Consider the following 21,966-nt stretch of genomic DNA (forward strand, 5'->3'; position numbering starts at 1 on the left):
CTCCTGTTCTATCGCCAGATCCGCTGACCGTCCTGGCGGATGGTCCGCTGACCGTCCTGGCGGATGCTCCGCTGACCGTCCTGGCGGATGCTCCGCTGACTGTCCTGGCGGATGCTCCGTTGGCCGTTCTGACGGGTGGTCCGGTGACCTCTCTGGCGGATGATCCGCTGGCCGTTCTCGCGGGTGGTCCGTTCGCCGTTCTGACGGGTGGTCCGCTGAGGTTTGTGGCGGGCGGCTCGCCGGGCCGGCACAGCCGGCTCCGGCCCGACCATGGCTCAGCGGCGCGGGCCGGGAGCAACCACGCCGGCTTCGTAGGCGTAGACGACCGCTTGGGCACGATCACGCAGATTCAGTTTGGTGAGGATCCGGCTGACATGAGTCTTCACGGTCTGCTCAGCGAGCACCAGACCGGCTGCGATCTCGCGATTGGACTGACCCCGCGCAACCAGCCGCAGGACGTCGGTCTCGCGCGGAGTGAGGCCGGCTGCGGTGGCCGGCAGCACAGGTCGCACCTTGGCGAAGTCCTCGACCAGCCGGCGCGTGATCGAGGGAGCCAGCAGCGCATCACCGGCCGCGACGATCCGAACAGCGGCCGCGAGCTCATCCGGGGAGGAGTGCTTCAGCAGAAACCCACTGGCCCCCGCCCGCAGGGCGTCGTACACGTACTCGTCGAGATCAAAGGTGGTGAGCATGACGACCCGAGGCGGCTCACCCGGGACAGCGTCAGCCAGAATCCGCCGAGTCGCTTCGAGTCCGTCCAGCACAGGCATCCGGACGTCCATCAGGATCACTTCAGGCCGAAGCTCCGCCGCCACCTCGACCGCCTCCGCACCATCAGCCGCCTCCCCCATCACCGTCAGATCCGCCTGCGCATTGAGCAACGCCGCAAACCCAGCACGAACAACCGCCTGGTCATCCACAACCAGTACCGAGATCGTCATGCCCCCTCCTCGCCCTCCAACGGGATTACAGCCTTAACCACATACCCCCCATCCGCCCTAGGCCCAGCATGGAACCCCCCACCCAACAACCCAACCCGCTCCCCCATCCCAACCACCCCATGCCCACTCCCCACCGACCCACCCACCCCCGCGCTCCCCGCCACCCGCCCAACCCCGGCCGACTCACCTCTCCCTGCCACCGCTCTGGCCGCGCCCCCCTGCCCTGCCACCCCGTCCCCGGCGCCCCCTCTCCCCGCCACCCCGTGCCCCGCCACCGCCTTCCCGGCCTCCGCCTCACCCGCTACCGCCTCTCCTGCCACCGCTCTGGCCGCGACCCCGTCCCCTGCCACCGCGTCCGCGGCCACCGCCCTCCCCGCCACCCCCTGCCCTGCCGCTGCATCCCCGGCGACCCCTCTCCCCGCCACCCCCTGCCCTGCCACCGCATCCCCGGCCTCCGCCTCACCCGCTACCGCCTCCGCTGCGACCGCGCTCGCCGCCACCCCATGCCCCGCCACCGCCTCCCCGGCCTCCGCCTCACGCGCTACCGCCTCCCCTGCCACCGCCCTCGCCGCCACCCCATGCCCCGCCACCGCGCCCCCGGCGACCCCTCCCGCCACCACCTCCTGCCCCGCCACCGCCTTCGAACGGGCAGCTTGCGAAGGCATCGCACCGTTCACGACCTCCACGATCAACTCGTCGCGGCCATCACCGCCTTCGCGGATGTCTTCCCCCCGCGCTCGCCGCACGCTCACCTCGACCGTCGCTCCGGCCGCATGCCGCACCGCATTGCTCACCGCCTCCTGCACCACCCGGTACGCCGTCAACTCGATCGCGGGATCCAGCTTTGCCAACGGCTCGACCTCCAACCGCACATCCGCCCCAGCCCGCCTAGTACCAGCGACCAGCTCCGCCAGATCACGCAACCCAGGCTGCGGCCCGAGCTCACCACTCGGTTCGCCGCTACCCGGATCCTCCCGCAGCAAGCGCAGTACCCGCCGCATCTCCATCAGCGACGACCGAGCGTCCTCAGCGATCCCCGCAAACTCCTCACGAGCACCCTCGGACAGATCAGCCAAGCGATGCGGCGCACTGTCAGCCCGAACCACAACGACCGAAAGGTGGTGCGCAACGACGTCATGCAACTCCCGCGCGATCCGAGCGCGCTCCTGCCACCGAGCACGCTGCGCCCGCTCGGCCGCACTGATGTTCTCCTGTTCGACCAGTTGCCGCCGAGCCTCAGCCCGCGACCGCAACAAGTCCGCCACCACCACGGCCACCGCCGAGAACACAGCCATGGTGAGAAGTCCCGGCCACGATCCGCGGTCCGGCGCCACCACCATCCCGACCACGCCGACCGCTTGGGTCGCAACCCACCAACCGGCCAGCTCCCGCCGCGACGCACCCCGAGCGCCGACAATCGCCAGTACTACGGAGTGCCCGAAGACTCCCGTCACCGGCCACGGCCACGGTTCACCCGCGTTGATCGGGACACAAACCGCGGCGGTCAGCGCAGAGGTCGCCAAGGAAACCGGAAGAGCTCCGCCGGGCCTCAGCCAGACCATCGCCAATCCCAACGCCCGCGCCACTCCCAAGGCGAGCGCGGCCCCGATCGGCAACCGATAGTGCTGGGCGAGGTCAGCTGTGGTCAGCGCCAGCAGCGCCACCACCCCGACAATCGCACCCGCTCCAGCCCGCCCGGCCGGCCATCTCGAGCTCATCTCTCGACCTTAATGACAGACCAGCTCTTCCCCGGTCGACCGCGCTGCGGACTCACAGCTGCTGAATCCATGAGGAGAACAGGAGGGCACCCAACACAGCCAGGAGAATAGTTGCCGGAAGCACCAATCGTGAGCTGCCCGAGCCGTACAGCCGGCGAATCGTCGCAGCCTGCAGGAGCGCCAGCCCTCGCAGCACAAACGGCAACGCCACGATGATCGGCACGGCGACCGCCGCATGAACGGCCCAGGCCCCCGCCTTGGTCGGCCCACCCCACGTGCCCGGCCCAACCGGCCCGGTCTCGACGAAGCCATAGAACGGACCTCGCACCACCGCGATCACCAGGATCATCAGCAGGAACCACGTCAACAGTCCTAATGCCGCGCTGACCAGACCGTTGATGATCACGCTCGCGGCACCCGGCCTGCGCAACCTGATCGGATCAGGCGAGCCCTGGAAACGCGCCAACCGGCGCCAGGTCCGGTGGACCGTGTCCGCGCGTCCAAGCAGCGAGTTTCCGATCCCCAGTAGGCTCACCGGAACCAACGCAACGTCGTACCCGATGGAGCGGATCAGCCGGGTTGTCAAGGACCCGCCCCCGGATGGCGGTCCGTCCGCCGCGCGAACTGTGCTTCGAACCGTGTCCGTCATGGTCGCCTCCTCAGTCTCAGTAACTGAGATCGAGCCTAGAAACGAGCGTGCCGAGAGGCATCCGGCCACAGAGCCAGATCACCTCCCCTACCCCGGTAGGGGGATGACTGTGACCCAAGTCACAGTGACCACGGTGCGTGTCTCAGCGTTACACGGTCAGTGCCGGAGGAGGCGCGAGCGGCAGGGCCGCGCCGACAGGAGGTTCGGACAACATGCGCATTCAGAACCTGGTGGTGACCGCCACTCTGATCCCGGTCCTGATGCTCGCGGGCTGCGGTGAGGACAAGTCCGCCGACGTGGCAGCTTCGTCGCCCGGTGCCCACAAGGCGATCAAGCCGAGCCTGACCGAGGCAGTCGCCAACGGCACCCTCCCGGCAGCCGACGCACCGCCCTCAGACGACCCAGTCATCAACGCGTACTACGACTATCGGGTCGCGTTCGACACGATGATGCGCAGCGGCGGCCGCGCCACCGAGCAACTCGCTCCGGTGATGACGCCGGCGATGTTCACGGCGATCAGCCAGCAAGCGAAGTACTACCGGACCAAGCGCCTCCACAACACCGGTGCCACCAAGGTCCTCTGGGCCAAGCGCGTCCTGCACGCGAAGGGCATCCTCGTCCGAGCCTGCTACGACACCAAAAAGGCCCGAACAGTAGACAGCAAAGGCCGAAGCGTCCTCCCAGCCAACACCCCCACCCGCTGGCTAGACCAAATGCGCATAGAACAAATCCAAGGCCACTGGGTAGTAGACGGCGGCAGCACCACCCCCCAACCCTGCTAACCCTGCACCAACCGCACAACGGTCCACCCCCAGCGCCACCCACACCACCGACCACCGCTACCCGTCCCGTCTGTACCCGCACCCCGCGATCGGCTCCAGCACCCAGCCGCAGCCCCAGCACCGCCCGCACCACCGACCATCCCCATCACCGTCGGCAGGACAACCTCGGCACCGGCACCGCCGGCAGGACAACCTCGACACCGGCACCACCCCGCAGGACTACATCGGCACCAGCACCACCCGGCAGGACAAACGCCGGAACCGCACCACCCCCGAACGTCTCCGTGCCGCCGTCCACCCAGGACACACCTCGCGGCCCGGAGCCAACTCACAGCGCGGAGAGCGACCCCTTGCCCTCCGCGCTGTCTGTTGCCCACCCCAATCCCCCGAGCGCCTACTGCGGGGATTCAGGCGTGGCGGGTTGATTGTTTGAGGAGGGATTCGACGGCTTCGTAGAGGGCGGCGTCGTCTGCGGGGCCGGACCAGACGATGACTCGTGCTTTGTCGCCGAGTTTTGCGGCGACCAACTCCTGGGCGGGCGTCGGATCGCCTTGGTTGAGCAGGACGACCAGCCGGCGACCGTCGCGTTGCAGTCGGTCTAGCAGCGGCGGCAGGGTCGAGCCGCGGAACAACCCGGGGTCGCTCTTCACCTTCGTCTCGATCATCACGCCTCGACCGCGAACCACCAGCAGGAAGTCCGCGCGATCCCGGGTGAACTCGCGATCGTGATAGACCCGCGCCTTCGGCCAGAGTCGCTCCAGCGCGGCATCCACCTCAGCGTCGTACCGGGTGGACAGCCGGCTGATCTTGGAGCTCGTACCGCGCGGGCGGAACTCCTCCGGCGCGCGCAACCCTCGACGCCTGCGCCGGAGCAAGGGCCGGAGCCAGCGATACAGCCTCGTGTCGATCATCGGCGGACCCCCTGGACCCCGACGCAGGGCACAGCACCCGGCACTGAAGTGGAAGTTTCCCAGCACAGGATGTGACGAACCACCTCCGGACCGGATTCGCCGGGATTGTGACACCATTGCGACGATTCAGCCGCACTGTGCAACATTCGAGCATCGAACCTCGTCATCTGAACCGGTCTATACCGCAGAATTGTGGTCGGTCGGGTCCCGCCGGCTGCGAGGAGGTTCCGTGCGTTCGACCCAGTGGAAGGTCCACTTCAAGTCGGCCCCCAGCGAGGTCTACCGAGCCATCAGTACTCCGCATGGCCGGTCGCGGTTCTGGGCGGACTCGGCCAGGGAGACCGACGGGGTGATCCATTTCGTCCTGCCCGGCGGCCGGACCGACGACGCGCCGATCGAACAAGCTGTCAAGGACCAGCTGTACGTCGTCCGCCTCTCCGGCGAGCGACTCACCTTCAGCGTCGCGTCGGACGGGACCCGCGGTACCGACCTCACCCTCAGCCACGAAGGCAACCCCGACCCGGTCAGCTGGGTCTCCCTCCTGTTGCGCCTCAAGGCACATGTCGACTTCGGCGCCGACCTGCGCAACCACGATCCCCACCGCGTCACCGACTACATCGACGGTTGCTAGCGGCAACGAATTATTCGGTTGCGGCAGGCGATGGGCCTGAGGTTGGCTGGATGTGACCAGACAGGAAGACCGGAGGACCATCGTGCAACCGCTCAGCGCGGACGAGATCAAGGCCAGTTTCGTCAACTCGTCCAAGAGTCTGGTGAAGGCGATGACGCTGCCGCGTGACTTCGGCGAGTTGCCCTGGGAGAGCCTGGACTACCTCGGGTGGCGCGACCCGAAAGCGCCGGCGCGCGGCTACCTCGTCGTACCGCGAGAGGACGGCCTCACCGGGATCGCCGTCAACACGGCAGCAACGGGCAAGCCGCGCCGCGGTACCGGTCTGTGCGACCTCTGCCACACCGCACACCAACTCACCGACGTCTCGCTCTTCGTCGCCCGCCGAGCCGGAGCAGCAGGCAAGGCCGGCAACACCGTCGGCACCTACATCTGCGCCGACCTCGCGTGTTCGCTGTACCTGCGGGGTCTCCGCGACCCCGAAGTCCCGCAAGGAGAGACCGTCGGGCCGGAGATCCGGTCCGAACGACTGGCCGAGCGTCTCGAGACGTTCGTCGGGCGGGTACTTATTTGACGAAGTCCGAACCTGCGCACAGTCGACCCGGGGCACTAGGCTGTGCGACAGGTCACGGGTAGGCCGTCAGAGAAAGGGTCGCGATGTCGGAGTTCAGAATCACCCATGAGGTTCACGAGGTCCACCCGGACATCCGCGAGAAACTCACGACCACCACGATCAACGCGATCAACGAGTCGAGCTCCCGCTCCGCCGCAGACGCCGCCCTCGTCCTGCGCCACAAGCTCGGCGAGATCGGCGTCCACATGAGCGAAGAAGCCTGCCTCTCCGCCGTCGAACGCATCCGCTCCGGCAAAACCCTCCGCTTCGAAATAGAACGCGAAGACGGCCAAACAGACATCCACGAATAGCCGCACCCGCCCGCACCAACCCTTCGGGGTGAGACGTGCGCGCCGCAACGCCCACACCCGGTACGACGCTGCGCTGGTGCCGATGCACAGCGCCGGGGATGTGAGCCGTGGAGTGTGCACGAGGCACCGCAAGCGACGAGCGACGCCGGCATGCGTGGGCGGGCGGGACCTGAGGCCGAGCGGCGGACCGGTGGCTAACGCCGAGCAGGGGCTCGACGGCGGTTGGGGGCTAAGGCCTCTGGTCGCACGGCTAGACGGCGGGTCGGAGCTGAGGCGCTCCCGTCGCACGGCTCGACGGCGGGTCGGGGCTAAGGCGCTCCCGTCGCAGGGCTCGACGGCGGGTCGGGGCTAAGGCGCTCCCGTCGCAGGGCTCGACGGCGGGTCGGGGCTAAGGCGCTCCCGTCGCAGGGTTCGACGGCGGTCGGCGGTGGGGTGGGCGCTGACAGCTGGATCTGGGTTAAGGCTCTCGTCGCGGGAAGCTCAGGTCCGTCCGGCTGTGGATGCGGGTGAGGGCTCGTGCGCGGTTAGGGGTGGAGGGTTGTGGTTGTTAGGAGGGGGATGAGGGTTAGGTCGGCTTCGGCTAGGGCTTCGGGGCCGCCTTGTTGGCGGTCTATTACGCAGAGGGCGTGGGTGATGTTGGCGCCTAGGGCTCGGAGTTCTGCGGTGGAGAGGACTATTTGGCCGCCCTTGGTGACTACGTCCTCGACGATCAGGACGCGGCGGCCGGCGACGTCCGCGCCTTCGGCCAGGCGGCAGGTGCCGTAGGTCTTCGCTTCTTTGCGGACGAAGGCACACGGCAGGCCGGTGTGCCGGCTCAGCGCGGTCACCACCGGGATGCCGCCCATCTCCAAGCCGGCCAGTACCTCGGTCTCGGCGGGTACGAGCGGTGCCATCGCCTCGGCGATCGTGTCCAGCAGCACGGGGTCGGACTCGAAGCGGTATTTGTCGAAGTACTCCGTCGCCCGGATGCCCGACCGCAGTACGAACTCACCATTCAGATGCGAGGTCTCTCGAATCCTTCGCGCCAGCTCAGCAATCTCCACGCCCCGCACCCTATCCGCCACCCCAGCAGCCCTCACGGAAGTCCCACCACGCCAACCGCCGCAACGGGTACGCCGAACGGCCGTGCCGCTCGCGCCTTCGCCGGAGGGCTGTCGACGAGCAACCACCAGGCAGCCCACCCAGACGGCCTAGCCCAGCTAGATCTAGATGGTTGGGGGTGGTGGGGTTAGCTGGTTTTTTGGTGGTTGGGGTTGGGGAGGAGGCGGGTGAAGTCTTCTACGGCGATGATTGGGATGCCTAGTGAGCGGGCTGTTCGGGCCTTGAGCGAGAGGCTGTCTACGTCGGCTGCTACTACGAAGGTTGTGTCTGGGCGCACGGCCTCGTGGGGGACGAAGCCGGCGGCTACCGCGCGGTCCCACCAGACCTCCCTCGGCTCAACCATGTCTCCTGTGAACACGAGGCTGCTGCCCACCGGGAACCCTCGAGCGCCAGGTCTAGCCGGTACGACGTATCGCCCGTTGCTCGCCCTCAGCAGAGCGTCGTCGACATCGGTAGGCCGCTGGCCGAGCATTGCCGCAACTCGGTCGAGGTCGTGGCGCTCCTCTGGGGTGATTGAACCGCCGCTCCACAAGGCGTCCGCCAGGTCGGCGACGTAGACCTGATGTAGTTCATCGACCTGCGATCGCGTGAGACCCAGATCCGTCGCGACGTGCACGAGCTGATCCGCCTCGGCCTGGTTGATCTCGCGGTCGGCCAGGATCATGTCGAGGACGGCCAAGTACGAGTCGGCCTGCGGTGGATCCGGTACGCGCGGCAACTGGTCGACCAGCCGGCTCATCCAGCCATGCCGTCCACTCGCGTGCACAGGCCGAACGGTCGGCACCCCATGAGCACCCGGCAACGCCGGCCAAGGCAGGCCTCTGATCTCCTCATAGGCCCACTGCCAAGGCGGTGGCGACGGAAATGCGCGCAGGTAGTGGCTGAAGAGTTGAGCCGTGGCCCGAGTGTCCGCGAGCGCCGAATGCCAACCCTCGATGGGAATCCCGGCCGCCGAGCAGCAAGCGCCCAACGTTCGCTTGGCACCCGGATACAAGTAGCCGGCGAGTGCCATCGTGCACATCGACCGCTCCGTGATCAGCGGCACGATGACGCCGAGTCGCGCGAACTCCGCCCGCAGGAACCCGAGGTCGAACTCCACGTTGTGCCCGACCACCATCCGCCCCGCCAGCAACTCCCCCAGCTGGGCCGCGACGTCCTCGAACTGCGGCGCCGCCAGTACGTCGGCGGTCAGGATCCCGTGAATGTGTTGCGGCCCGAGATCCCGCTGCGGATTGAGCAGCGTCACCCATTCCTGCTCGAACCGCCCCTGCGCGTCGAGCAGTACGACGGCGATCTCGATGACCCGATGCCGATGACCAGGCGACAGACCAGTGGTTTCGGTGTCGATGACGGCGTACATCCGGCGCCTCCTCCAGCTCCGACCACTGCTCCGACCAATGACCTGCGACCTAGGACAACTCAATCACCCGGCACCGACAGTTTCCGGCGCACCCGCTAACTCGATGTAACGACGGACCGGATCCCCTCGATAGGCCGGGTGGAAGCGCGGGGGGAAGCCGGAAGGCGCCGCGGCCGTTCATTGCGGGGGGATCATGCAACTCAGTATCGACACCGGCCTGACCACCACACTGCTGCGGATCGTGGCGGACCCGCGGGCCGTCGACGACCTGCGGACGTACTACCAGGACGGTCCGCCGAACACAGGCCACCCGGGCCGCTGGTTCGAGCAGATCGGTACGCCGGAAGAGCAGGACCGCAACCGCGACCGACTCACCGCGGACGACATCGTCGCGTTGTCAGCGCTCAACATCCGGCTGCCGATCACGGTCTCCGCCCGCCTACTCGGCCCCGACTCGGCTGAAATTGCCGAATTGCTGGCAACGATTCCAGCCGATGCCGACCTGTGGGCGGTGCCCCGATCCGAGCTGAGCCCGCGCTCGGCGGCGTACCGGTTGTTCACCAAGTTCCGGGCGATGGCCTGGAACGGCGGTGAGCACGGGACCGCCGGCGTCACGGCCAGCAAGCTGCTGGCCCGCAAGCGGCCGCGACTCATCCCGATCTACGACCACCAGGTCAGCCAGCTGATCGACCTGGGCAAGGGCGCGAGCTGGTGGATCTCGTTGCAGCAGGCACTGACCGGCGAGGTCCGCGATCATCTCCAGCGAGCTCACGAGGTCGCCGAGCTCAGCCCGATGATCACGCCCCTGCGCACCCTCGACGTGATCCTCTGGATGCGCGCCCGCCACATCACAGCCAGCTGACCGCCACCCCACAAGAGCTCAGACCGTCGGTACGTCGACCGCGATCTCCTCGCCCAACTTCGCACCACCGATGAGGTCGAGATCGTCGCCACTCCAGAACCGACCCGGGTCGTACCAGTTCGGCCGTCGCCCGGGCGGCAGCAACCCCATCTCCTCATACGTCACGGCCACCACCTCAGCGCAGTACGCGCTCTCCAGCTTCAGCTCGCGCTCACCCTTGCGGAACTGCGGAACCCGTCCGCGCACCCACCGCGAAGCGAGCCGTGCCGTCGACGGGAACGGCGTACCGTCGAGGCGCGCCACAGTTCGCAGTACTGCGTCCTCGGTGGCCCTGGTGATCGGGTACTCGAGCTGCCGCAACCAGGCCTGCTGACCGTACTTCTGCGACCAGGTCAGAACCGCATCCCGCAGATCATGCAGCTGTACGCCGCGCTGATGGTTGCCGGTCCACACGTCGGGCAGCGAGCGGCCGAGTTCGGCGTGCCACATCAGCGGCGGCAGGTCCTCGAGCACGATCGCCATCCCGACGTGATTCACCGGGCTGTTGGTGGTCAGCCGGATCGCGCGATCGGCCGCACTCTCCCCGCGAAACAGCCAAATGTCACCCGTTCGTGTCAGTTCCGTAGCGTCATCCAGTGCTATCCGTGTCTCCACGTCGCTAGGTTAGTGACATGAAGGTATGGAAGGTCGTAGGACTGGCAGGGCTTGTCGGAGTCGCTGCGACAGGCGTCGTCATCGCGCGGGACGAGCGCAAGCGCCGCGCCTACTCACCGGAAGAGGTGCGCGACCGGATCAAGACCCGGGTCAAGGAAGCAGCCAACGCTTAGAGGTTGTGCAACACGACATCTGTCAGGCGGCCTGACTCGATCACGGCCGTCTGATAGGTGCAGTACGGCTGGCGCCTGCGGTCCGTCGGCGAGCCCGGGTTGAGCAAGCGCAGCCCGCGCGGCGACGTGGTGTCCCACGGGATATGGCTGTGCCCGAAGACGAGCAGGTCCACGTCGGGGTAGGCACGCTCACATCGCTCCTCGCGGCCTTTTGCCTGTCCGGTCTCGTGCACGACCGCGACCGACAGGCCGTCCAGCGTCACCCGGGCGACTTCGGGCAACCTTGCCCTGAGCAACGGTCCGTCGTTGTTGCCCCAGCACCCGATCAACCGGCTCGCGCGCTCGGTCAGTTCGTCGAGCAGCTCAACGCTCACCCAGTCGCCGGCGTGAATCACCACGTCCGCCTCGTCGACCGCTGCCCAGACCGCGGCGGGCAGCTTCTTCGCGCGAACCGGCAGGTGAGTGTCCGAGATCAGCAGCAACCGCATGCGAACTACTCTCCCACGACCTGCCAATCAGCCGTGTTACCTCGGCAGCGACTCGATGAGCTCCTGCTCGCGGCCGAGGCTAAGGCCCGCCTTGCGTTCACGGTCCAGGCCGAGCTCGCGTTCCCAGGCCAAGGTGTCGACCACGAGCTCGCGTCGCGGCCGGTGCTTCAGCCCGGCTGCCAGCGCCGCCGCGCCGCTGCGGGTCGACCAGCCCTCGTAGCCGGGCTCGGTCAGCCACATCGCGAGCGACTCCGGTCCCATGAACTGCTCGACCTTCTGCTCCTCCAGCCACTCCCGTGGCGCGAGCACCACCGGCCCGGTGTGCCCACCGACCTCGCGCGCGAGCTCCACCCACTCCCCGAACGGCATCACCGGGCCAACCGCATCAAAGGTCCCAGTCGTGCCCTTCTCGGCACAATCCAGCAACCAGGACGCGAAATCCCGTACGTCGATGATCGAGGTCGCCAGGTCAGGCGTATCCGGCACCAGCAACGGCTCCTCGGGGGCACGCGCAGCACGAGCCACCCAGGCTCCACCCCGGTCGCTCTTGTCCCCCGGCCCTCCGATCAGACCGGCCCGGGCGATCACCAGCCGATCTCCGACCGCCTCCACCGACGCCAGCTCACAAGCCACCTTGGCCTCGCCGTACAGCTCCCGGTCCGCGACGTCCTGGTCAGTTGCCTCCCGCAACGGCGCCGACTCGTCAGCACCCGGTACGTCGAACTTCTCGTAGACGTTGCCGGTCGACACATAGGTCCAGTGCTTCGCCTTCGCCCCCAGAGCACCGAGCGCCCCACGGACAAAGCCGGGCTGCCAGGAAACCTCGAAAACCGCGTCCCAGGCCTTGTCCCGTACTGCGTCGTACGCGTCCGGCCGGCCGCGATCGGCGGCAACCAGGGTCGCGCCCTCGGCCACGCCACCGCTCTCGCCGCGCGCAAGGCAGGTGACCGCATGACCACGCGCCAGCGCCTGGGTTGCGAGCTCACGCCCGAGGAACGCCGTACCGCCAAGAATCAGAATGTCCACGAGGTCAGCCAATCAGCCCGCACGGACAAAGCCCAGCAGCTCTGCCAGCGGCAGACAAGCACGCTTCGTGGCACGCCGTCCGCAGCGCGTGATTCTGGCTTCACCTCTTGCGGGGCCGGGTCGGCGAGCGCACTGTCAGTTTTAGGACGTCACAGCAACCAAGGGGGAAGACATGGCTGGTTTCGTTCAGATCATCGAGTACCGGACGTCGAAGCCGGAGGAAGTCCGCGCGCTCACCGAGCAGTACCGCAAGGACCGCGAAGCCGACGACGATCCCACGCCGACCAGGGCGATGGCCTGCGCCGACAGGGACGAGCCGGGCCGCTACTTCACCGTCGTCGAGTTCAACTCCTACGAGGAGGCGAAGAAGAACTCCGAACGCCCGGACACGTCCGAGTTCGCCGCCAAGATGGCGGAGCTGTGCGACGGTCCCACGAAGTTCTACAACCTGGACCTCGAGGAGACCATGGACATGAGCTGAGAGTTTCGAGCGGGCCGGCGCCGGAAGGAGTTCGGCGCCGGCCCGTTCGCGGTCAGACCGGGTCCGCGGCGCCGGATCCGGTCGTGGTCTGCCGGCCGGACTGGAACTCGTCCGGTGGCGGCTCGGGGGCCGGGTGCAGTTGCGGCCATGGTTGAGGCGGCAGATCGGCACGGCGGGGCAGTTCGGGGTCCGGACCCGGGTCCGGGTCGAGCCACTCGACCTCGGTGGCGCCGTGATGACCGTGGATCGCGATCACCGAATCGATGCTGTCCCAGACGGTGGTGGTCGGATAGTCGCCGTACCAGCGCAGCGCGACGGCCTCGTCGCTGAACTGCACGCCCTCGGCGACGGGCCCGGTACCACTCACACCGGAGACGTCATGATGGCGAATCAGCCGGAAGCGGCGAGCGGTCATTTCGGTGCGACCTCCCACAAACGCTGCTCCGGCAGGGACTGCCCGCCGGGCTCCAGGGCAGGGATCGGTTCGCTCGTCACGCGCAAGCCGGCGAACCGGCGCGACATGGCGGCTGCATAGCGGTCGGCCACATCGGCCTCCGCCCGGTAGTCCGCGACGATGTGGTCACCGAACCACACACGTACGCGGCGACGTTGCGGTCCTGCGGGGTCATCGGACATCAGTGCACCCGCTTGGTACCGCTCGGTGTTCCCATCAGCGACTGCGAAACTCTGCGGTTCACTTCGATCACTTCCACTTCCCTGTGGGGATGGGTTCACTGGTAGTGACGGGCCTGCCGCGGCTTCATGACGCGGATTCGGCAGCACTTTTTCCGGCGACGGCCCGCCGGCGTGACACGCTCCGGCGATGGGGCGGGAACCGGATCCGGGGCAGCGGGCAGTAACAGGCATGTACCGACTCCGAGCCGCCACCGCCGACGCCACCGCCGACCCGCCTGAGCCCAAGCCCGTGCCGCAGCCCAAGCGCGTCCCGCTCGCCGCCGTGCCGCCCGAGCCCGTCTCGCTCGTGTCCGTCTCGTTCGCTGCCGGCCGCGATTCCGATCCGCCGGCTGATCGCGAGCTGATCCAGACAGCCGACAGCCCAGCCGAGTTCGCTCACTTGTTCGACCGGCACGCCGTCAAGATCCACCGGTACGTCGCCCGGCGGCTGGGCAGCACCGAGGCCGACGACCTGCTCAGCCAGACCTTCCTGATCGCCTTCGAACGAAGACACCGGTACTCCGGTACGGCCGACGGCGCGTTGCCCTGGCTCTACGGCATCGCCACCAACCTCATCCACCGGCGGCGCCGCGACGAGGTCCGCCAGTACCGGGCCTACGCCCGCTCCGAACCGGCCGGCTTCGACCAGCACGGTGACCCGCTGGCCACAGACGTCGCAGCACGAGTCGACGCGGCATCGGCGTCGCGCCTACTGAACGGCGTACTGGCTGGTCTTCGGCAGGTAGAGCGTGACGTGCTGCTGCTCTACGCCTGGGAAGACCTCAGCTACGCCGAGATCGCCGAAGCGCTCAGCCTGCCCATCGGAACCGTCCGCTCCCGCCTGCACCGAGCCCGTCGAGCCCTCCGCTCCGCACTCGGCCCCGACTTCCAGGAGAACCAGTCATGAACGAACTAGACCTGCTCAAGCAGGTACGCAGCGACGTACCGGACCCTGACCCGCTGACCCTGGCCCGAGCCCGCCAGCGCCTGTTGAACGCTTCCCCGGTACGCCGCCGCGCACCGCGGCCGCGCGTACTCGTAGCCGCCTCCCTGGCCCTGGCTCTGGCCGGCGCCTTCCTGGCCGCCGACGTGATCAACCACGACAACGCCCCCACCCCCGGCACAGTCGCCGACGCCAGCACCTTCCTGGCCGACGCCGCGGGCCTGAGCACCGCCAACCCGGACGCCCCGCTCCGCCCCGGCCAGTACCGCCAGACCACGATTCAAATGGAGAGGATCCACACCTTCGGAACCATTCCGGCACATCGCGCCACGCTGCACACGCGAATCGACAATTGGATCCCGGCCGGCAAGAGCACGACGTACGTGACCAGAGTCGACAAGAACTTCAAGGTGGACTTCCCGACGCCGGCGGCGCGGCAGGCAGCCCGCAAGCTCGTTCCCCATCTGTTCGTGGACGAGAAGCCCAAGGTCCGCTACCTCGACCGGGACTGCAAAAACGTCACATTCATGGGACGAACTGTCCCAGGGCCGTTCTGCAAGCCCAGCTGGCAGAATCCGACCCCCGACTTCCTCGCCCGCCAGCCACGGGATCCTGATCTCCTGCTGACCGCTCTGCGCAAGCACACCAACCGGGGAGCGGACAAGCTCGAGCCCGACGAGAGAGCCTTCCGCCACCTCACCGAGGCCCTGAGCAGCGGACTCGTACCGGCCGACCTCCGCGCGGCGCTCTACCAGGCCGCCCGCAAGATCCCGGGCATCAAGCTCCTGGACAACGTCACCACGCTGGACGGCCGACGCGGCCGCGCGGTCGGCTACGAGACGAACGGCTACCGAAGCGACCTCATCATCTCGCCCTCCGACGGCCGGATGATCGGCTACCGCTTGGTCGTCACCCGAGACCACCCAGGCAAACCCAACAACGACTCCGCCGGCAACGACTACGAGGTCCTCCTAGCCGGCGACATCGCCTCCGAAACCTCAATCCTCACCCGCATCACCACCACCCCTCCACCCACCAAGTAGCCGCTGCCACACCCTCAGGCCCGCCCACCCGACATGAACGGCAACCCAGACCCCGGCCAGGCACCCCGCAGCACGGGCTCTGCCTGGCCTCTACACGCCGCGCTCAACTCCAGCGTCAACCGCTCACCCAGGGGCGCCAGATGTGCTCGTCCGGCGCGTCCATCGTCGTGCCGCTCTCGAAGGCGTAGGCCCCTGACCCCGGCAGATAGGCGGCGTCCAGGCTGGTGAGGTTATGGGTCAGCAGCGCTGGTATGTCCGGAAGGGCAGCGACCAGCCGATCGAAGACCTTTCTCGCCTCGCGCCGTTGGATCTCCTCATCCTTCGCGCCGTACCAGACGTCGACCTGGATGGAGTAGGCATCGATCGCCTGTACCTCGTCAGGCGCCGGATCTACCTCGGCGTGCCAGTTCCTGTGCACCCGAAAGCCGAGCCAGCCGTCAGCTGTCGCCGCTCGTCCCCGCAGCCCAACCTCGTCTGCCGCCTCCGAAGGTTCGGGAATCGGCTCCAGCTCCAGCAGCTCCGTCAGCCGCGCCCCGATCTGATCCACCCTCAGATCCGTTGCGAGAAAGATGGTGTCGTCGTCGGACATCAGTTCTCCTTCTTGTAGGTGACCAGGCGTCCATCAGCGAGAATGACGTGAACCTGAGACGCGACGGCCGACCCCTGCTGCCCGCGGGCCCGGCGAAACGCCCGGAACGCCTGCTCCTCGGTGACGCCGACCAGCCGACCATCGATGACGACCTCACCGTTCACCGAACGAACCTGCCCACTCCCCTGGGTCATGAGCCGCTTGATCGCGTTCGGCAGTGGACTGTCCAGCCGCTTCAGTTCCACGATCACTCCAGCGTCGTCCCGGTTCTTTCGCACCATGACATCGGGGTTCGACTGATTCTGAACCGTGTGATCTTCCGGCCTTGCGTCGACTCGCCAGCCTTCGCCCGCCAATCGTCGCGCGGCATCCACTTCTTTGGGTCTGAACCGATGCAGCGGATCATGCACGCCTGGGGCGAAGTCATCGCCGAGTGCGCGGCGCTCAAGAGCCGGGTCGAAGTCTGGTGGCTCGTCGAGCGCGATGTCGATGTCCGGTACGTCGAGTTGTTCCGGCTTCGGGTCATCCGCGGGGGCACCAGAAGGCAGTGGCAACTCGACATCGACGATCGCTGGAGCCGGCGCCCGGAGCGGCTCGTCGGGGTAGGTGAAAGTCCCTGTTACTCGGTCCGGTTCGATTAGGATTTTGGCGGTGGTCCAGGTTTGTTTGCCGTGTTCTTCCATGGACTTGAGGAGTTCGGTGGCGGCGGCGTCGAGTTCTACCTTGATCTCGTAGTCGCGTTCCTCCGGGGGCTCCTCGTCGACCACCTCGATCTCGCCCGTTTCCGCGACGACGATCTCGAGTTCGAGTTCCTCTGGTTGCTCCCACTCCTCTTCGGCCTTCTCCTGCTTCTTGCGGAGCTTTTCGAAGGCCTTGCGGGCAACCGTGATGAGGGGCGGCTCCTTGCCCTCGGCATCTTCCAGGGGCTTGAACGGCACCTTCAGACGGGTGACCCGTCCCAGCAGATCGCGCTCGGCGACGTCGCCCGCTCCCCCGGTCGTCCGGTTGCGATCGGCCGACTGCGAGTCGGGCCGATCGCTCGACCGCGGCGTACCCACCAACCGCTCCGCCCACGCCTTCGCCTTGGGCGGAGCCATCGACAAATAATGCGCAGCCTGTTCGCAGGCTCGCGCCGCCGCGTCCAACTGCTGGGCCGCAACCGTCGCCTGGCCGTGCGATGCCGCGATCGCCAAGGCGGCGTTCTCACGGCAGCGCTCGGCCGTGCGGTGCAGGTGGGCGACGACCTGCGGTACTTCGTCCAGACACTCGACCAGACCGCGCGCCACCCGCTGCAGGTCGGAGGGCATCGGAACTAGATCTGGTCGGCGTAGCTCTTGCAGCCGGCCGAGGCGATCTCCAGTGCCTCCGCGGCCTGTTCGACCGCCTTGCCCGCGGCATCCAAGATCTCGGAGATGTCGCGGTCCACCCCGGTCGCCGTACCGGCGATCAGACTCTCCACCTGGGCGCTGTGCTGGGTGAAGCGGAGCTTGAACCCGGCCAAGCCGCCAGCTGCCTGCTTAGCCTCGGCGGAGACCTGGTGCAGCTGTTCCTTGAGCCGCTGTACGTCGGACACTTACTGCCTCTTCTTCCTAGGGGTTGCGCTTCTTCGGCAGCACGATCGCCGTACCGGACACTGCTGCCGGTACGAGGATCGCCAGCCACCACGGCAGTCCTGCTGCCATCAGGACGACGACCAGGCCGGCACCGCCCCAGCCCCACCAGCGGGCGCCGGGCAGCCTTGGCAGGCCCAGTACCCGCGACGCGGCCAGCAGGGTGACCGCCGCGATCGCGGCGGCTTCCAGACCGGCCAGGAGGGATCCCCTCGCTACCCAGACCACGACGAAGCCGACCAATACCTCGACGGCGCTGATCGTACGGCGCTTGCGCCGCTCCTGTTCCGCCCGGGCCGCCTTGCGGACGTCTTCCAGCTTGTCGACGGTCTCCGCGAGCTGTTTGGTCAGCTTCGCCGCGGCCGCCTCCATGTCGGTCATCCCGCGCATTTCCGGCAGCGTGATGATCGCGCGCTTCCCCTCCGGCGGCAGCCCGGCGCGCTGCAGGCTCTCGGCCGCCTTCTCTGCGAGTGCGTTGAGCCGTGTCTCCAGCTTGCGCCCGCGCTCGGCCATCGCGTCCGCCTCTGCCATCGCAGTGGCCTCTGCCTTCGACCTGTTGGCGGTCAGCCGGTCCTGGGCCTGCTGCGCGTCAGCACGGGCCCCCGCGACCTGACGTAGCGCCCGCGCGTACTCCGCCCACTGCTGCTGCTCCGTCTTCATCGCCGAACCAGCTCCAGACAGCGGTCGACCTCGTCAGCACGCAGCGGCGCGAACGGTACGACGACCTGCGCCTCCGGGTGCAGCCCGTCCCACAGCAACGCCCGATGCGGCTCCGACGCCCAGCGCACCAGCGGCCCAGCCACGGCCCGTACGCCGTCCTGCGGGTGCCGTAGGAAGACATGTGTCGCCACGTTGGCCCGGCCGTAGCCGAGTTGCTCAGTGCAGACGTGCAGCCGGTTCCACCACCCGAACGTCACCAGCCCCTGGGCGGGCCCGTCCCGGACGATGTCCTGCAGCGCATTGGCCGGGCTCTCGAAGAACCCCTCCGCATGCGTCTGCATCTTCGGCACCCCGTGGAAGCCGAATCCCAGCAAGTACGTCGTGCCGCCGACATGTCCCTCGCGGATCGTGTCCCGCAGCGAGAACAGCCGCGGTACGACGTCAGCATGCTTGTCCACCGTCTCGACCTCGCAGCCGAGCTGCCGCAAGGTCTGGACCAGCGCATCCTTGCCCTCAGCAACCAACGGCGCCGAGTCGGTGCCGTCCAGAAAGATGAACCGAGGCGGTACTGCGGCCGCGGCGGCAGCCGACACGGCCAGCCCGGTCAACACTCCGAGCGCATCGACCGGCCCGTCCCCGAGCACCAGTACTCCGGCACCCGGCTCCGGCCGCACCTCGACCGACACCGGCGCCTCGGTCACCGCGATCGGCAAACCGGTCCACGGCCGTCCGAGTTCCGGTCGGACCGCAGCCGCGGTGTCGGTCAGCCGCGCCGGCTCGGCCAGGTGGAAGATGCGTGGCGGATGCGTAGTACCGGATCTCAGCCAGAGTTCGCGGCGGAGGTCGTTCAGGACTGCCTTGTCGGCGAAGCTGACCAGGACGTGCTGGTTGTCGTCGGGCGATCCGAAGTTGGCGTTCAGCACTGCCTCGCCTCGGAACTGCAGCTCGGCCGCGGCGGTGTTGCCCGTCCGCAGGATCGCCTGCGAATCGGCAGGCGTCGTCTTCAGCGCGATCCGGTAGGGCACCTGCCCGAAGATCGAGTCACGCCGGGTGGACAGCCGCTTGACGCCTTCGATCGTCTGCGTCGCCAGCACCACGTGCACGCCGTACGCGCGCCCCAGCCGGACCAACCGCTCGAGCAACCGAGCAGCCTCGTCAGCCAGCTCGTCATCGTCTTCCAGCAGCACCTGGAACTCGTCCAGTACGGCGAGAATCCGCGGCGGCCGATCCGCGGCCGGTGGCAGCTCAGCGATGTCGGCAACGTTGCCGTGCGACTTGAAGATCTCGCTCCGCCGGGCCAACTCATCGGACAGATGCCGCAGTACGGCGAGCCCGAACGGTCGGTCGCTGTGCACACCGAGCACGCGTACGTGTGGCAGCCAGTGCTCGCGCTCGCCCGCCGGGCCGAGCGCGGAGAACTCGACACCGTGCTTGAAGTCGAGCAGGTACATCTCCAGGTCTGCTGGGTCGTAGCGAGCGGCCAGGCCGTGGATGAGGACGAGCAAGAGATTCGACTTGCCCTGACCGACGGCGCCTCCCACCAGCACATGGGGAAGCGCGGGGTTGCCGCTGCGCAACCGCAGCAGCGCCGGCGTGCGATCGTCGTACCCAATGACCGTGCTCAGCTCGTCCGTGACCGGCTGCCACCAGGTGGATCTGTCCGGCAGGGTCCGGTTGAACTCGATGGTCGGGAGGACCGCGATCTCGGCGAGTTCGGCGACGACGTCGCAGATGCCGGCGGCAACGTTCGCGTCGAAGGGCGGGTCCAGTCGCGCCGGGATGTTCGGCAGGTGGGAGAGCTCGACCTTCTCGTTGGCGATGGCAACGGGATTGAGCAGGTCGAGCAGCTGCCGGGCATCGACCTCGTGCTCGCCGCTGCTCGCGGGGTCGTGGTGGACCAGGAAGCAGATGCCCCGATCGGCGCCGGTGGCCGCCAGCCGGACCAGATCGCGCTGAGCCAGCTGGTCGATCCCGGACGGGTAGTCGAACAGGACGATCAGCCGGTACGGATCGGTGACCCGCCCGGTTTCGCGAACCAGGTCCTCGAAGTGCTTGTGCCCCAACTGCGCCTGCCGGCTGGCACGCAACGAGGAGACGTCGACCAGGCCGGACAGCACCGTGTGCAGCTGCTCCGCCGTGTGCGTTGCCCTCGGCACCAATTGCGGGTACTTCGTGGTCAGGTGCCCGAGCAGACCCATCATGCCGGTCAGCCGGGGGTCGAACGCGTCGATCCGCAACCGGAACGGTTCGGCGGCCGCGATCAGCCGCAGCGCGACGCTCTGCAACAGCCGGCGGGCCGACTCGTTGCGATCGGCCGACACCTTCCAGCCGTTGGTGCGCAACAGCGGCGCGATCACCGGCGTACCGGTGTCCAGTTCGCCGACGCGCACGTACGACGGCGTACCGGCGCCGACGAGTTGGCGGGAACGCCAGCGGGCGTCGTTGGGGGGAATGGATGCCAGACCGGGCGCCAACCGGTCGGCCAGCAGGCGCGCAGCGGGCTCCGCGGCGGCCAGCGCCTCGGTGGTGGCCGCCTCGACCAAACCTCGCGATTCGCGCCGGGCGGCCGCGGTCTCGGCCTGCAGTTGACGATGCAGCTGTACTGCGCGCTGGTGCTCACCCCGAGTGTGCTGACGCGCGTTCTCGAGCAACTGCCCGAGGGCGAACTGGAGACCGCGGATGCGGGCTTCCAGGATCTCCGGAGCTGCTGCAACTTCTGCGGGCGGCGAGGGCGCACTCCCGTCAGGTTGCTCCGTCACGAGCACCGTCCTTCCACCTCTGCCCCGCGACCAACCGAATGCCTTCGCCAACAATGTCACACCATCAGTCCCGTGCGTCACACCAGACATCAGAAGTCTCACCAACCGATCGTGGGTCAGCCGGGGGCGACGATCTCGAGCTCGTAGCCGTCCTGGTTATGCAGGAAAGCGGCGTAATGTTGCGGCCCCCCGGCGTACGGGTGGCGGTCGGCGAACATCAGCGTCCAGCCGTGCGCGGCCGCCTCGGCGACGATCGCGTCGACCTCGGCCCGGCTGGCCGCGTTCAGGGCCAGATGGTTCATCCCGGGGCGGAGCCGGTCGTGGGTGTCGGCGGACAGCGCGGGGCTCTGCTCGACGACGATGTAGCAACTGTCGACGCCCGACTTCCAGCTGAACCCGCCGGGCCAGCCGTCGCCGTCCTTCCAGCCCAGCCGGCGGAGCACCCAGCCCCAGTCGTTCAGCGCACGGGAGAGGTCGGGAACCCAGATCTCGAGGTGGTGCACGGCTGCGGCCATCGGAGCATTATCTGTGCTGATCGTTGGATCGATGGGCTGGGGATCGATCCGCACCGGTTCGTTGGTCGTGCTGATCCTCGAGGTGGCTCGACACCGCCACCGAGACCAGCCCGGACAGCACCAGCCAGACCAGGGCGGCGACCAGCCACGGCCACCACTCGCGCCCCGCCGCGGCGTCGGCGACCGCTTTGCCGAACAGTCCGCCGGACGGCGCGAAGACCAGCACCAGCAGAACGCGGGCGATGCTGCTCTCCTTGGTCATTCCTTCATTGTCCGAGCCGGTCGCGCTCGGCGCAGAGAACCGGGCGTTTCTTCCGCGATGCGGACCGTTTCAGGCGCCGGGACTTCCCTCCAACGCTTGCTTTCAGCCCGTCAGCGCTTGGTTGTCCACAGCTTTGGCGGGGCTTCGGTTTTTGTCCGCGGGGTGGTCTAGCGTCTGGGGGGACAGGCAGGCTCTGCTGATCAGAAGGGGGC

Annotated in this window: 28 protein-coding genes; 9 read left to right on the forward strand and 19 right to left on the reverse strand. The window is 67.9% G+C overall.

Going from position 1 to position 21,966, the window contains the following annotated elements; all coding sequences use genetic code 11:
* Window positions 1–8: 8 nt before the first annotated feature.
* Genes AB0F51_RS35015 through AB0F51_RS35030 form a run of 4 tightly spaced genes read right to left on the reverse strand, consistent with a single transcriptional unit; the run spans window position 9 to window position 3,194 of the window.
* Window positions 9–251 (reverse strand): hypothetical protein, encoded by a 243-nt coding sequence (locus tag AB0F51_RS35015; RefSeq protein ID WP_360287179.1) that lies wholly within the window; start codon window positions 249–251, stop codon window positions 9–11.
* A 24-nt stretch (window positions 252–275) separates the two neighbouring features.
* A complete protein-coding gene (locus tag AB0F51_RS35020; protein WP_360287182.1) occupies window positions 276–941 on the reverse strand; it encodes a response regulator transcription factor in 666 nt (221 codons plus the stop codon).
* Window positions 938–2,659 carry a histidine kinase gene (locus AB0F51_RS35025; RefSeq protein ID WP_360287185.1) on the reverse strand — a complete coding sequence of 574 codons (1,722 nt, stop codon included), beginning with the start codon at window positions 2,657–2,659 and terminating at the stop codon, window positions 938–940. The genes AB0F51_RS35020 and AB0F51_RS35025 overlap by 4 nt, the downstream gene beginning before the upstream one ends.
* Window positions 2,660–2,711: 52 nt before the next feature.
* The gene (locus AB0F51_RS35030) at window positions 2,712–3,194 is read right to left on the reverse strand and encodes a hypothetical protein (protein ID WP_360287188.1); all 483 of its coding nucleotides are present in this window, start codon (window positions 3,192–3,194) and stop codon (window positions 2,712–2,714) included.
* Window positions 3,195–3,520: 326 nt separating this feature from the next.
* Between AB0F51_RS35030 and AB0F51_RS35035 the strand changes: the two genes are divergently transcribed.
* Window positions 3,521–4,090, forward strand: a complete 570-nt coding sequence (locus AB0F51_RS35035; RefSeq protein ID WP_360287191.1) for a hypothetical protein — start codon at window positions 3,521–3,523, stop codon at window positions 4,088–4,090.
* A 407-nt stretch (window positions 4,091–4,497) separates the two neighbouring features.
* Here AB0F51_RS35035 and AB0F51_RS35040 read toward each other — a convergent pair whose 3' ends face one another.
* Window positions 4,498–5,001 (reverse strand): hypothetical protein, encoded by a 504-nt coding sequence (locus AB0F51_RS35040; RefSeq protein ID WP_360287193.1) that lies wholly within the window; start codon window positions 4,999–5,001, stop codon window positions 4,498–4,500.
* Between the two features lie 229 nt (window positions 5,002–5,230).
* Between AB0F51_RS35040 and AB0F51_RS35045 the strand changes: the two genes are divergently transcribed.
* The 3 genes from AB0F51_RS35045 to AB0F51_RS35055 all read left to right on the forward strand — a co-directional run bounded on the left by AB0F51_RS35045 (window position 5,231) and on the right by AB0F51_RS35055 (window position 6,553).
* Window positions 5,231–5,632 carry a hypothetical protein gene (locus AB0F51_RS35045; protein WP_360287195.1) on the forward strand — a complete coding sequence of 134 codons (402 nt, stop codon included), beginning with the start codon at window positions 5,231–5,233 and terminating at the stop codon, window positions 5,630–5,632.
* Window positions 5,633–5,684: 52 nt separating this feature from the next.
* The gene (locus tag AB0F51_RS35050; RefSeq protein ID WP_360287197.1) at window positions 5,685–6,203 is read left to right on the forward strand and encodes an FBP domain-containing protein; all 519 of its coding nucleotides are present in this window, start codon (window positions 5,685–5,687) and stop codon (window positions 6,201–6,203) included.
* 83 nt (window positions 6,204–6,286) lie between these two features.
* Window positions 6,287–6,553: a hypothetical protein gene (locus AB0F51_RS35055; protein ID WP_360287199.1), complete on the forward strand. Its 267-nt coding sequence runs from the start codon at window positions 6,287–6,289 to the stop codon at window positions 6,551–6,553.
* A gap of 524 nt (window positions 6,554–7,077) precedes the next feature.
* Here AB0F51_RS35055 and pyrE read toward each other — a convergent pair.
* Window positions 7,078–7,596, reverse strand: coding sequence for an orotate phosphoribosyltransferase (gene pyrE / locus AB0F51_RS35060; RefSeq protein ID WP_360287202.1), 519 nt, complete (start codon window positions 7,594–7,596; stop codon window positions 7,078–7,080).
* A 185-nt stretch (window positions 7,597–7,781) separates the two neighbouring features.
* Window positions 7,782–9,014, reverse strand: coding sequence for an exonuclease domain-containing protein (locus AB0F51_RS35065; protein WP_360287205.1), 1,233 nt, complete (start codon window positions 9,012–9,014; stop codon window positions 7,782–7,784).
* 193 nt (window positions 9,015–9,207) lie between these two features.
* Here AB0F51_RS35065 and AB0F51_RS35070 point away from each other — a divergent pair, with 193 nt between their 5' ends.
* A complete protein-coding gene (locus AB0F51_RS35070; protein WP_360287207.1) occupies window positions 9,208–9,876 on the forward strand; it encodes a DUF6308 family protein in 669 nt (222 codons plus the stop codon).
* 18 nt (window positions 9,877–9,894) lie between these two features.
* Here the strand turns inward: AB0F51_RS35070 and AB0F51_RS35075 are convergent, their stop codons facing one another.
* On the reverse strand, window positions 9,895–10,530 hold the full coding sequence (locus tag AB0F51_RS35075; protein WP_360287208.1) for a hypothetical protein: 636 nt from the start codon (window positions 10,528–10,530) through the stop codon (window positions 9,895–9,897).
* A gap of 17 nt (window positions 10,531–10,547) precedes the next feature.
* On the opposite strand from AB0F51_RS35075, the gene AB0F51_RS35080 reads away from it, so the two are divergent.
* A complete protein-coding gene (locus AB0F51_RS35080; protein ID WP_360287210.1) occupies window positions 10,548–10,703 on the forward strand; it encodes a hypothetical protein in 156 nt (51 codons plus the stop codon).
* Here the strand turns inward: AB0F51_RS35080 and AB0F51_RS35085 are convergent.
* Window positions 10,700–11,191 (reverse strand): metallophosphoesterase, encoded by a 492-nt coding sequence (locus AB0F51_RS35085; protein ID WP_360287212.1) that lies wholly within the window; start codon window positions 11,189–11,191, stop codon window positions 10,700–10,702. The genes AB0F51_RS35080 and AB0F51_RS35085 overlap by 4 nt on opposite strands.
* Before the next feature lie 36 nt (window positions 11,192–11,227).
* Complete coding sequence (locus AB0F51_RS35090) at window positions 11,228–12,217, reverse strand: NAD-dependent epimerase/dehydratase family protein (protein ID WP_360287214.1); 990 nt, start codon at window positions 12,215–12,217, stop codon at window positions 11,228–11,230.
* Between the two features lie 172 nt (window positions 12,218–12,389).
* Here AB0F51_RS35090 and AB0F51_RS35095 point away from each other — a divergent pair, with 172 nt between their 5' ends.
* A complete protein-coding gene (locus AB0F51_RS35095) occupies window positions 12,390–12,698 on the forward strand; it encodes a hypothetical protein (protein ID WP_360287217.1) in 309 nt (102 codons plus the stop codon).
* Between the two features lie 52 nt (window positions 12,699–12,750).
* On the opposite strand, the gene AB0F51_RS35100 is transcribed toward AB0F51_RS35095, so the two are convergent.
* Window positions 12,751–13,113 carry a hypothetical protein gene (locus tag AB0F51_RS35100; protein WP_360287219.1) on the reverse strand — a complete coding sequence of 121 codons (363 nt, stop codon included), beginning with the start codon at window positions 13,111–13,113 and terminating at the stop codon, window positions 12,751–12,753.
* Window positions 13,110–13,334, reverse strand: coding sequence for a hypothetical protein (locus AB0F51_RS35105; protein WP_360287221.1), 225 nt, complete (start codon window positions 13,332–13,334; stop codon window positions 13,110–13,112). Before AB0F51_RS35105 ends, AB0F51_RS35100 begins: the two co-directional genes overlap by 4 nt.
* Before the next feature lie 187 nt (window positions 13,335–13,521).
* Between AB0F51_RS35105 and AB0F51_RS35110 the strand changes: the two genes are divergently transcribed.
* Window positions 13,522–14,280, forward strand: coding sequence for an RNA polymerase sigma factor (locus AB0F51_RS35110; RefSeq protein WP_360287223.1), 759 nt, complete (start codon window positions 13,522–13,524; stop codon window positions 14,278–14,280).
* Window positions 14,277–15,359: a CU044_5270 family protein gene (locus tag AB0F51_RS35115; RefSeq protein WP_360287225.1), complete on the forward strand. Its 1,083-nt coding sequence runs from the start codon at window positions 14,277–14,279 to the stop codon at window positions 15,357–15,359. Before AB0F51_RS35110 ends, AB0F51_RS35115 begins: the two co-directional genes overlap by 4 nt.
* Before the next feature lie 115 nt (window positions 15,360–15,474).
* On the opposite strand, the gene AB0F51_RS35120 is transcribed toward AB0F51_RS35115, so the two are convergent.
* The 7 genes from AB0F51_RS35120 to AB0F51_RS35150 all read right to left on the reverse strand — a co-directional run bounded on the left by AB0F51_RS35120 (window position 15,475) and on the right by AB0F51_RS35150 (window position 21,754).
* Complete coding sequence (locus tag AB0F51_RS35120) at window positions 15,475–15,948, reverse strand: hypothetical protein (RefSeq protein WP_360287228.1); 474 nt, start codon at window positions 15,946–15,948, stop codon at window positions 15,475–15,477.
* Window positions 15,948–17,255: a hypothetical protein gene (locus tag AB0F51_RS35125; protein ID WP_360287230.1), complete on the reverse strand. Its 1,308-nt coding sequence runs from the start codon at window positions 17,253–17,255 to the stop codon at window positions 15,948–15,950. Before AB0F51_RS35125 ends, AB0F51_RS35120 begins: the two co-directional genes overlap by 1 nt.
* Window positions 17,256–17,260: 5 nt before the next feature.
* Window positions 17,261–17,521 carry a hypothetical protein gene (locus AB0F51_RS35130; RefSeq protein WP_012922179.1) on the reverse strand — a complete coding sequence of 87 codons (261 nt, stop codon included), beginning with the start codon at window positions 17,519–17,521 and terminating at the stop codon, window positions 17,261–17,263.
* 16 nt (window positions 17,522–17,537) lie between these two features.
* Window positions 17,538–18,218, reverse strand: coding sequence for a hypothetical protein (locus tag AB0F51_RS35135; protein WP_360287233.1), 681 nt, complete (start codon window positions 18,216–18,218; stop codon window positions 17,538–17,540).
* Window positions 18,215–20,977, reverse strand: a complete 2,763-nt coding sequence (locus tag AB0F51_RS35140; RefSeq protein WP_360287235.1) for an FtsK/SpoIIIE domain-containing protein — start codon at window positions 20,975–20,977, stop codon at window positions 18,215–18,217. The genes AB0F51_RS35135 and AB0F51_RS35140 overlap by 4 nt, the downstream gene beginning before the upstream one ends.
* 116 nt (window positions 20,978–21,093) lie before the next feature.
* Entirely contained in the window at window positions 21,094–21,492 is a 399-nt protein-coding gene (locus AB0F51_RS35145) for a VOC family protein (RefSeq protein ID WP_360287238.1), read from the reverse strand.
* Window positions 21,493–21,499: 7 nt separating this feature from the next.
* Window positions 21,500–21,754: a hypothetical protein gene (locus AB0F51_RS35150; protein ID WP_360287241.1), complete on the reverse strand. Its 255-nt coding sequence runs from the start codon at window positions 21,752–21,754 to the stop codon at window positions 21,500–21,502.
* Between the last annotated feature and the right edge of the window lie 212 nt (window positions 21,755–21,966).

Source organism: Kribbella sp. NPDC023855 (assembly GCF_040639475.1).
Classification (GTDB): domain Bacteria; phylum Actinomycetota; class Actinomycetes; order Propionibacteriales; family Kribbellaceae; genus Kribbella.

Bases quoted from the DNA above. Each gene is read 5' to 3' on its own strand.
- AB0F51_RS35105 (WP_360287221.1), bottom strand. From the start codon at position 13,334: ATGTCCGATGACCCCGCAGGACCGCAACGTCGCCGCGTACGTGTGTGG.
- AB0F51_RS35025 (WP_360287185.1), bottom strand. From the start codon at position 2,659: ATGAGCTCGAGATGGCCGGCCGGGCGGGCTGGAGCGGGTGCGATTGTC.
- AB0F51_RS35070 (WP_360287207.1), top strand. From the start codon at position 9,208: ATGCAACTCAGTATCGACACCGGCCTGACCACCACACTGCTGCGGATC.
- AB0F51_RS35055 (WP_360287199.1), top strand. From the start codon at position 6,287: ATGTCGGAGTTCAGAATCACCCATGAGGTTCACGAGGTCCACCCGGAC.
- AB0F51_RS35040 (WP_360287193.1), bottom strand. From the start codon at position 5,001: ATGATCGACACGAGGCTGTATCGCTGGCTCCGGCCCTTGCTCCGGCGC.
- AB0F51_RS35065 (WP_360287205.1), bottom strand. From the start codon at position 9,014: ATGTACGCCGTCATCGACACCGAAACCACTGGTCTGTCGCCTGGTCAT.
- AB0F51_RS35150 (WP_360287241.1), bottom strand. From the start codon at position 21,754: ATGACCAAGGAGAGCAGCATCGCCCGCGTTCTGCTGGTGCTGGTCTTC.
- AB0F51_RS35125 (WP_360287230.1), bottom strand. From the start codon at position 17,255: ATGCCCTCCGACCTGCAGCGGGTGGCGCGCGGTCTGGTCGAGTGTCTG.
- AB0F51_RS35120 (WP_360287228.1), bottom strand. From the start codon at position 15,948: ATGTCCGACGACGACACCATCTTTCTCGCAACGGATCTGAGGGTGGAT.
- AB0F51_RS35035 (WP_360287191.1), top strand. From the start codon at position 3,521: ATGCGCATTCAGAACCTGGTGGTGACCGCCACTCTGATCCCGGTCCTG.
- AB0F51_RS35135 (WP_360287233.1), bottom strand. From the start codon at position 18,218: ATGAAGACGGAGCAGCAGCAGTGGGCGGAGTACGCGCGGGCGCTACGT.
- AB0F51_RS35100 (WP_360287219.1), bottom strand. From the start codon at position 13,113: ATGACCGCTCGCCGCTTCCGGCTGATTCGCCATCATGACGTCTCCGGT.
- AB0F51_RS35080 (WP_360287210.1), top strand. From the start codon at position 10,548: ATGAAGGTATGGAAGGTCGTAGGACTGGCAGGGCTTGTCGGAGTCGCT.
- AB0F51_RS35095 (WP_360287217.1), top strand. From the start codon at position 12,390: ATGGCTGGTTTCGTTCAGATCATCGAGTACCGGACGTCGAAGCCGGAG.
- AB0F51_RS35085 (WP_360287212.1), bottom strand. From the start codon at position 11,191: ATGCGGTTGCTGCTGATCTCGGACACTCACCTGCCGGTTCGCGCGAAG.
- AB0F51_RS35020 (WP_360287182.1), bottom strand. From the start codon at position 941: ATGACGATCTCGGTACTGGTTGTGGATGACCAGGCGGTTGTTCGTGCT.
- AB0F51_RS35145 (WP_360287238.1), bottom strand. From the start codon at position 21,492: ATGGCCGCAGCCGTGCACCACCTCGAGATCTGGGTTCCCGACCTCTCC.
- AB0F51_RS35110 (WP_360287223.1), top strand. From the start codon at position 13,522: ATGGGGCGGGAACCGGATCCGGGGCAGCGGGCAGTAACAGGCATGTAC.
- AB0F51_RS35115 (WP_360287225.1), top strand. From the start codon at position 14,277: ATGAACGAACTAGACCTGCTCAAGCAGGTACGCAGCGACGTACCGGAC.